Here is a 1,616-nt window from a genome sequence, read left to right as displayed (position 1 = left end):
CGGTCACGGTGTCCTCGGGCCCGCTGTCGGTGAACAACCCGCAGCCCGCCGTGGCGAGGACCGTGGCGAGGACGGCGATCAGGGCGGGGAGCCGGGCCGGGATCCGAGCGGGTCGAGGCACCGCCCGAGTATGCCGAACCGCGGATCCCCGGTCGCACGAGCGGCACCGTCGTGCGACAGGGGCGCACGCGAGTGCCGTTCGTGCAGGTCAGGCGGGAGCGCTCAGGAGGGAACCGCTCGCATCGAGGACCTCGAGGTGCTCCACGGTCGGCTCGGCGCCCGGGCGCGCTCCGCCGAACGCGCGGTCCACGGCGGGGTGGATGCGGTCCTCGAAGGCCCGGGCGCAGGCCTCCTGGGACTCCCAGACGTCGATGTAGCGGAGCCCACCGTCCTCCCGGCGGACACACAGGTGCAGCAGCGACCCCGCCAGCGGCTCGCCACCGAGCTCGGCCAGGATCCGCTGGTAGAGCGGCAGGTCGATCGGGACGTCCTGCACGTACGCGTAGACCATGTGTCCCCCTGGTAGGATTTCATCCGAACGCACTTCGGATGAATTGAAGGTAGGGCCGATGTCCGGCGAGGTCAAGCCCCGTCGCTACCACTCGCCGCGCCGCGCGGCGCAGGCCGCCGAGACGCGCAGCGCCGTGCTCGCCGCAGCCCGGGAGCTGCTGGCGGAGAGGGGCTGGGCGGCGACCACGGTCGCGGAGATCGCCCGCCGGGCCTGCGTCTCCGTCGACACGATGTACGCGGCGGTCGGCCGCAAGCCTGCGGTGCTCCGCGCGCTGGTCGAGGCGGCGCTGTCCGGGACGGACGAGCCCGTGCCCGGCGAGCGGCGCGACTACGTGCGACGGGTGCTGGCGGAGCCCTCGGCGAGGCGGAAGCTGCGCCTCTACGCCGAGGGCGTCGGCGCGCTGCAGCAGCGGCTGGCGCCGATCTTCGTCGCCCTCCGGGACGCCGCCGCGACCGACCAGGACTGCGCGGCACTGTGGCGGGAGATCGCCGAGCGGCGGCGGGCGAACATGCTGCGGTTCGCGGCGGACCTGCGGGCGACCGGCGAGCTACGCACCGACCTCTCCGACGACCACGTGGCGGACGTGGTCTGGAGCATGAACGCGGCCGAGTACTGGGTGCTGCTCGTGCACGAGCGGGGCTGGACCCCGGCGAGGTTCGTCGAGCACCTCGCGGACACCTGGACCCGCACCCTGCTCACCGCCCGCTAGAAGAGGATGGTGGCGAAGCTCGCGACCTGCGTGAACCCGATGCGGTCGTAGGTGCGCCGGGCGGGGGTGTTGAAGCCGTTCACGTAGAGGCTGGAGATCCGGCCCATCGCGCCGAGCCGCTCCACCACCGCGGCGGTGCCGATCGTGCCCAGGCCCTCGCCGCGCCGCGACGGGTGCACCCACACGCCCTGGATCTGCCCCACGCGAGCCGACATGGCCCCGATCTCGGCCTTGAACACGACCTCGCCGTGCTCGAACCGCGCGAACGCCCGGCCCGCGGAGATCAGCTCCGCGACCCGCGCGCGGTAGCCGGCGCCGCCGTCGCCCGCACGGGGGTCGACGCCCCCCTCCCCGGTGAACATCGCGCTCGCCGCGGGCAGGTAGCGGTCCAGCTCC

At 74.0% G+C, this 1,616-nt stretch carries 3 protein-coding genes; 1 reads left to right on the top strand and 2 read right to left on the bottom strand.

The window, feature by feature from the left end; all coding sequences use genetic code 11:
• Positions 1-208: 208 nt before the first annotated feature.
• On the bottom strand, positions 209-511 hold the full coding sequence (locus tag H5J29_RS31960; RefSeq protein WP_181784645.1) for a hypothetical protein: 303 nt from the start codon (positions 509-511) through the stop codon (positions 209-211).
• A gap of 58 nt (positions 512-569) precedes the next feature.
• Between H5J29_RS31960 and H5J29_RS31955 the strand changes: the two genes are divergently transcribed.
• Complete coding sequence (locus tag H5J29_RS31955; RefSeq protein WP_181784644.1) at positions 570-1,220, top strand: TetR/AcrR family transcriptional regulator; 651 nt, start codon at positions 570-572, stop codon at positions 1,218-1,220.
• On the opposite strand, the gene H5J29_RS31950 is transcribed toward H5J29_RS31955, so the two are convergent.
• The coding region (locus H5J29_RS31950) for a GNAT family N-acetyltransferase (protein WP_181784643.1) at positions 1,217-1,616 on the bottom strand (400 nt) is incomplete at its 5' end. The two genes, H5J29_RS31955 and H5J29_RS31950, sit on opposite strands and share 4 nt — an antisense overlap.

It is taken from the genome of Pseudonocardia pini (genome assembly GCF_013870575.1).
GTDB classification, from domain to species: domain Bacteria; phylum Actinomycetota; class Actinomycetes; order Mycobacteriales; family Pseudonocardiaceae; genus Pseudonocardia; species Pseudonocardia pini.
This window is presented reverse-complemented; position numbering and strand designations above follow the sequence as displayed.

Bases quoted from the DNA above. Each gene is read 5' to 3' on its own strand.
- H5J29_RS31960 (WP_181784645.1), bottom strand. From the start codon at position 511: ATGGTCTACGCGTACGTGCAGGACGTCCCGATCGACCTGCCGCTCTAC.
- H5J29_RS31955 (WP_181784644.1), top strand. From the start codon at position 570: ATGTCCGGCGAGGTCAAGCCCCGTCGCTACCACTCGCCGCGCCGCGCG.